Genomic DNA, 5,453 nt, shown 5'->3' with positions numbered 1-5,453 from the left:
AGGTGATCTCCCGGGCTTTTATCCCGCCGTGTAACCTGCCCGGTCGATGCGCCCTGGACCGTTCGAGAACCGGGTTTCGCCGGCTCGGGAAGGCGTTCGGACGGATCGGCAGATCAGGTCGGCAGCTCTCGGACCAGACACCCGCCGCCGCGGATCGGAACCCTAGCCACCTATTCGCCGAATTGTCGCGTGAGCTGCAGGGCGGACGACGCACCTGCAGGTTCTCCTCCTGTACCGATATGCAAATCATGAACCAGCGACGGCAAGTCACGCTGCCGGTAGCCGGCCTGACCCCCTCCCCCCGGCCCCCTCCCGCGAGGGAGGGGGAGAGTCGAATGCCTTGTTTGGACGCACTTCCGCCCATCGGCGGGTGAAGACAAGGGACGGCGCGAGCGCTTTGGAACGATTCAGAATCGATAAGAGTCAGTAGGTTGGGCAAAGCGCAGCGTGCCCAACCCGCGCCGACATCACAGGGAACCGTTGGGCACGCTGCGCTTTGCCCAACCTACGGCTGATGGCGTTCGCGCATCGACGTCGGTTGTTTTCGAACCCTCGCTTACCGCTGCGGCGGCGCCTTTAAGTCACCGGCATCCCGGCGAGTGTCCATCCAGCCCCGGCTTTTGCACAGCACGGGCGCATTCCGAGCCGATCGACGCCCAATTCCGGTGCAACCCTATGGACGCGCCTCGGGGCCATCGATCCGTCAGTACTCGAAATTCCAGTCGAGACCCGAACCACCCGGATCCAGTCGAACCCGCTTCTCGACCACGCCCGCCGGGACCCGATCGCCCAGGATCAGACTGATGTCGGCGCGCTCCGTCAGCCAGGTCGCCAAGTCGGTCTCGCCGTTTAGGCCGATCCGCCGCTCGGCCCGCGCCGCGAGCGTCAGGAAATCGCGTCGCTCGTACGGATCGGGCAGCTCGGCGAGGACATGACCCAAAGGGCGCGGCACCAGCAGAAAGAGACCCACGCCCTGCTCGCGGTCCATCGCTTCGCGCACCAGCTCGCGCGAGCGCCGATCGGTCAGGGTCGAGGCAAGGACGAGGGCACGATCCGGGTAACGCGCGATCAGTCGGTCGAGGGCCTGAACGGCGAGCCGCCGCAACCGCATCCCGCCTGGACAACCCGCAGCGGGCTGCGGGATACCGACGATGAGCAAACGCAGGATCCCGAGCCCCTGGCGCGCGAGCAGGGTCGGCAGACCGCGCACCGCAAAGCGATCCAGGTCCTTCATCGGCTCGGACAGATCGGCGTAGGGGATGAGCTGGGGGTGGTGCTTGAGCTGATTGTCGCGCACGGGTGCGTAGCTCCAGCCGTCGAGATGACGATCCGCCGCCCAGCGCTCGTGCTCGATGATCGCGAGTCGCTCGACCTCCAGGGGCGTCAGGACGAAGGATTCGACCATCTCCTCGGGCACCGCCCGGGCGTCGGTCACGGCGAGCTTGGCCCAGACGTGATCGGCCTGATGGCGATTGGCCTGGCGATAAGAGGTCGCCAGCAGATCCCAGGGCTGACCTGCAGGCTCCAGGTTCGGATCGCGGCCTTGTGCGGCGATGCTGTCGCGATAGTGATCGTGGATGGTCCGGGCGACCTCGTCGCCGCGTCCGTCCAGCAGCACCGCCGGGCGACAGGCTTCGCGCAGATAGGACACCGGGATGATCTGACCGTCCCAATCCTCGATGCCGGCGGCGGGCGTTCTCCCCGGGCCCGACGTCGCACCGGTCTCCAACAGGACCGGGGGCGACACGCCCTGGAGTGCGGCGAGCGTATCGACCAGGCGTCTCGCAAGCTCGATGCCCTCCCCGGCTGGGTCGCCCGGGCAGACGAAGGCGAGGGTCACCGGAGGCCGGGCCTCGGGTCTCCGGCCTTCGGATGAGCTGTGCCCATCCATAACCCGCGAGACAGGGGCTAGCAGGGTCTCGAGATCCTCGACCGGTGCGAATCGGATGTCGGCAATCGCTCGGGCTTGGGGATAGGCGCCGAGGAAGCGCGTTTCGGCCGCGTCGCCGGGTGCACACACGACGCTGACGCACGGCCTGCCGGTACCGTATTGGATCAGGCGCAGTGCATGCACCAGGAGCGCCTGCGCGGGATCGGCGAAACCGGCGATCAACAGATGCGGCCGCTGACCGAAGCGCGGATCCAAGCCGAGATGCAGCGGCCACCGACCGAGCAAGGCACGCGCCGCGCGATCGAGGATCGCAAAGGTCTCCGGACGCCAGGGGCTGTCGGGCTCCGGCATCGTGAACCGGGGCGGCGGATCCTGCCTATGCATCAGGATCAGACGACGCATCGCTTGCCTTTGCGGGCGCCGACCCGGACGACGGTCAGGCCGTCCACGTGCGACGAGCGCCGCAACCAGAGCCGCCGCATTGGGTGGATCGGCCAGGATCAGGGTGCGGATTCGTCGCGGATCCAGCTCGAGAAGGCGCTCCCGGTCGAGCGCTTCGGCCCTGCGACCCTCGCCGCGCAGACCCGCGACGACCTGTCCTGCGAGCGGCTCGGAGCCGCAGACGAGGGCCGGGGGTGGACCGAAGCCAAACGGCATGCGAGCGGTCCTCAGGGCGCGAATGCTCGGGCAAGAACACCGGGGAGATGCTCGCCCGCGTCCGCCAGGTCCAAGACATCGATCAGAGCGCGCTCGGGGGCCTCCGCGTCGAGATCTGCGGGACCACCATCCAGACCCGCTGCACCGTTACGACGCCAATCGAGGAGCCGATCCGCGGTGCCGCCGCTGCCGGCGAGCACCAGGACACGGCCGCCGGTTCGCAGTCGGTGCAGCACGTCCAGGCGCGTGATCTCCCCGCCGGCCGCGACCAGCATCAGGGTGCCGCGCCCGCGGGCAAGACGATCGGCGACGGCGCTGATCCAGGGCGACTCGTCGCCCCAGCCGTCGCCCGGCACCAGCATGAAGTGGGTGTGGTTCGGATCGAGCCGCGCCTGGCCGTCTTTGCCGGCGGGTTGGTCCGTCTTGCCGGTGTCGATCGCCACCGCACCCTGCGGCGCAATCCCGATCAGCGGGAAGCGCGCACCGGTGCTGAGGCGCGCCCGACCCATCAGCGCCATGACACCGAAGGCGGTGCCCCCGTCGATGACGGCCGCGCCGAGCGCATCCAGTTGCGGCGCGATCCGCTCGAAGAGTGTGAGCAACGCGGGCGCCACCGCCTCGGACAGATTCGCGGCGCCGCCGACCAGGACCAAAACGGGTCTCGGGTCGGTCAAGCCCACAGCGGTCAGCGCGGTGTCGAGCTCGACGGGCTCGGAGCGAGCGTGCGGCCGGGCGATCCACACCGACGGCGCACATCCGGCCGGGCTTATCGTCGCGTCCAACGGCACGTCATTCCGTCTCGTGAAGGACGTTGCCTGCCTCGTCGCGAAGCGTCACGCGGATCGGAATCCCCTGGCGAATACTGGCCGAGACGACACAGAAGTCCTCGAACAGATCCTTGCAGCGCGCGAAGCGCGGGGACGCCGTCACGGCCTCGGCGAGGATCAGGGTGATCTCCATCCGGCCGACACGCAGCCGCTTCTTCTCGTTGCGGACCATGACGCAAACCGCCTCGGCACGCAGGCAGTTGTCGGGCGGCTCCTCCTTGAAGACGCAATAGAGCAGACTCGCGCTCAGACAGTTGGCCGCGGCAGCGGCGAGCAGACGCGAGGCGTTCGGTCCCTTTTGCTCGCCCAAGGGGGGCGGCTCGTCCATGAGCAGATCCGCGGCGCGCTTCCAGTCGAAGGCGACATTGATCTGAAAGCCTTCCTGCTGCTCGAGATGGATCTTGAAACGGCCTTCTTCGGACATCGGGCTTGCTCCAACGTGTCAGAAATAAGTTGAGCACCGAATCTAATCGTTGTCGTTGTCGTTGTCGTTGTCGTTGTCGTCTACGACAACGAGAACCGAGGGAAAGGTATTCTCTCGTCGAGTTTTGAACCGTTCCTACGGCTCGGATCAAGCGGACGAGCGGACCGGCTCCGGATCGAGCGGCGACCCTACCGTCGCGCGGCCAGCATCGCCGAGCCGCGAGCCGCGAGTCTTCGGATCGCGCGCCCGGCGCACGCCGGCGGCTCGGATGGAATCCGGATCGGCCGCGAAGCTCCGCCAGTCGCCGCCGGGGATCAGCGGGCGATCACGCACGGATCCGCGAAAGAGATAGATCCAGGCCCGTCCGTACGGCGTCGCCAGCAGTCGGCGGTCGTAGAGTGCGGGATAGTCTTCGAGTCGATCGAGCCGGCGCAGGCCGGCATGATCCACGCCGTAGACCTCGCCCTGGATCGCGGTTGTCCCGCCACGTACCGCGCCCGGATAGGCGCGGAGCAGATACAAGGAGAAGCATGCCGCCGTGCGATGTGACCCGAGAAACTCCGCCTGCGCGAGCAGATGGTGATTGACCTCTCCGCGCAGCAGGGTGCCGTAGACAAAGACGCGTTGTCTCATCAGGTTTCGATGCGGGTGCCCAGCAGATCGAGGAACTTGCGCATCCACTCCGGATGCGCCGGCCACGCCGGGGCGGTCACCAGATTGCCGTCGGCGTAGGCATTGGAGACGGTCTCGTTGACCTCGCACCAGGTGCCGCCGGCACGCTCCACCTCGGGACGCACGGCCGGGTAGGCGGTGCAGCGTTTGCCTTCGAGAATCCCCGCGGCGGCCAGGATCTGCTGACCGTGACAGACCGAGGCGATCGGCTTGTCGCCGGCCGCAAAGTGCCGGACCAGCTCGATCACGCGTGGATTCAACCGGAGATATTCCGGGGAGCGGCCGCCCGGGATGACCAAGGCGTCGTACTTGGCGGGATCGACCGCGTCGAAGTCGGCCGTGATCGCGAAGCGGTGCCCCGGCTTCTCGCTGTAGGTCTGGTCGCCCTCGAAGTCGTGAATCGCGGTGCGCACCCAGTCCCCGGGCTTCTTGTCCGGGCAGACCGTGCGGACGTTGTGGCCCACCATCTGCAGGATCTGAAGCGGTACCATCGCCTCGTAGTCCTCGACATAATCGCCGACCAGCATCAGGATCTTCTTCACCGCCATGATTCTGTCCTCGTTGGGTTCAAATCTCATGCAGATCTCAGACTATAGCATTTGGTCAAGGTGACGATCGCCACCCGCCCCATGCCGAGCGCCGTACCCGACGCGCGGCGGCCGCTTGCCGTTTTCGCGTCCTTCTCGGGGGCCGGCGGGGTCGAGCGGATGCTCGTCAACCTGATCGGCGGCTTTCTCGATCTGGACCAACCGGTCGACCTCGTCCTGCTGCGCGCGTCCGGGCCTCACCTCGCCCGACTCCCGGCCGAGGTCAATCGGATCCGGCTCGGGACCGAGCACAGTCTTCTCGCCGCCCCCGCACTGGCGCGTTATCTGCGGCGACGTCGCCCGGCCGCCCTGCTTGCGGCGAAGGATCGCGCCGGCCGTGCCGCCGTGCTGGCCCGCACGCTGGCCGGGACGGACACCCGTCTGGTGATGCGTTT

General features: G+C 67.5%; 5 protein-coding genes, 1 pseudogene and 1 riboswitch. Of the genes and pseudogenes, 1 reads left to right on the top strand and 5 read right to left on the bottom strand.

Going from position 1 to position 5,453, the window contains the following annotated elements:
• Window positions 1-5 precede the first annotated feature (5 nt).
• Window positions 6-177: riboswitch (guanidine-I (ykkC/yxkD leader) on the bottom strand.
• A 526-nt stretch (window positions 178-703) separates the two neighbouring features.
• The 5 genes from VLR48_RS12145 to VLR48_RS12125 all read right to left on the bottom strand — a co-directional run bounded on the left by VLR48_RS12145 (window position 704) and on the right by VLR48_RS12125 (window position 5,019).
• Window positions 704-2,548 carry a RyR domain-containing protein gene (locus tag VLR48_RS12145; protein ID WP_325292038.1) on the bottom strand — a complete coding sequence of 615 codons (1,845 nt, stop codon included), beginning with the start codon at window positions 2,546-2,548 and terminating at the stop codon, window positions 704-706.
• Window positions 2,549-2,559: 11 nt separating this feature from the next.
• Window positions 2,560-3,291 (bottom strand): hypothetical protein, encoded by a 732-nt coding sequence (locus tag VLR48_RS12140; protein WP_325292037.1) that lies wholly within the window; start codon window positions 3,289-3,291, stop codon window positions 2,560-2,562.
• A 46-nt stretch (window positions 3,292-3,337) separates the two neighbouring features.
• Window positions 3,338-3,799, bottom strand: coding sequence for an OsmC family protein (locus tag VLR48_RS12135; protein WP_325292036.1), 462 nt, complete (start codon window positions 3,797-3,799; stop codon window positions 3,338-3,340).
• A gap of 147 nt (window positions 3,800-3,946) precedes the next feature.
• Entirely contained in the window at window positions 3,947-4,432 is a 486-nt protein-coding gene (locus VLR48_RS12130) for a gamma-glutamylcyclotransferase family protein (protein WP_325292035.1), read from the bottom strand.
• Window positions 4,432-5,019: a DJ-1/PfpI family protein gene (locus tag VLR48_RS12125; RefSeq protein WP_325292039.1), complete on the bottom strand. Its 588-nt coding sequence runs from the start codon at window positions 5,017-5,019 to the stop codon at window positions 4,432-4,434. Before VLR48_RS12125 ends, VLR48_RS12130 begins: the two co-directional genes overlap by 1 nt.
• Before the next feature lie 159 nt (window positions 5,020-5,178).
• Between VLR48_RS12125 and VLR48_RS12120 the strand changes: the two are divergent.
• Window positions 5,179-5,453, top strand: a pseudogene (locus VLR48_RS12120) (glycosyltransferase); the annotation flags it as partial.

Origin of the sequence: Thiocapsa sp. (assembly GCF_035467215.1) — a bacterium.
Lineage (GTDB): Bacteria > Pseudomonadota > Gammaproteobacteria > Chromatiales > Chromatiaceae > Thiocapsa.
Note: the sequence above shows the minus strand (reverse complement) of the source record. Positions and strands in the feature narration are given on the sequence as shown.